The sequence below is a fragment of the Pseudomonas sp. 05T35 genome (genome assembly GCF_056396605.1).
The window spans coordinates 1-535 of the sequence record NZ_JBFTLU010000921.1 but is presented as its reverse complement, the minus strand read 5'-3'; the positions used below and the strand labels follow the sequence as shown (position 1 = coordinate 535).

The window sequence follows — 535 nt, the reverse complement described above, 5'->3', positions numbered from 1 at the left end:
CCTCTACGCTCACTCCATTTGAAACAAGATATGCCTTACATATATCAACTAGATTTTCATTTGACTCTACACATAAAACTTTTGACTTTTTTGCCAAAGCCAGCGTACTCATTCCCGAGCCGCATCCAATTTCTACTACGAGCGACTGTTCCCCTATTTGATCTCGCATCCAATTGTAGTGCCCGCAACTTGAAATATGCTCAGCATCCATAGTCCACTGCTGAGCATATTGCCCCTGAGTCATTGGTATACCAAGCGAGCTATTAACTGTACTCATACTATCCCTGATTAAGCTGATTTCACATTATTGTAGGTGAGATCTCCACCCTAGATGGAGCATAACGCCATCATCCCATCTCTGTCATCGAAAGTAGAGCTATGTGTTGAAAGATTAAGCTGGTAGCTCATCACCTTCCACTTTGAGTCGTAAGCAATCCGATGCGCCTCGCAGTCCCCCTTCGATCAACTTGTACCGAGCCGCCATCTAATCGTTTCTCGGCGATTTTGTACCCTCAAAGCCCCAACGTCCCCCTCC

Annotated in this window: 1 protein-coding gene; it reads right to left on the bottom strand. The window is 45.6% G+C overall.

The features are described 5' to 3' along the window. Positions 1 to 277, bottom strand: a 277-nt coding sequence (locus tag AC1DH9_RS30705; protein ID WP_477809525.1) for a class I SAM-dependent methyltransferase, incomplete at its 3' end; no start/stop codon positions are given. Positions 278 to 535: the final 258 nt, after the last annotated feature.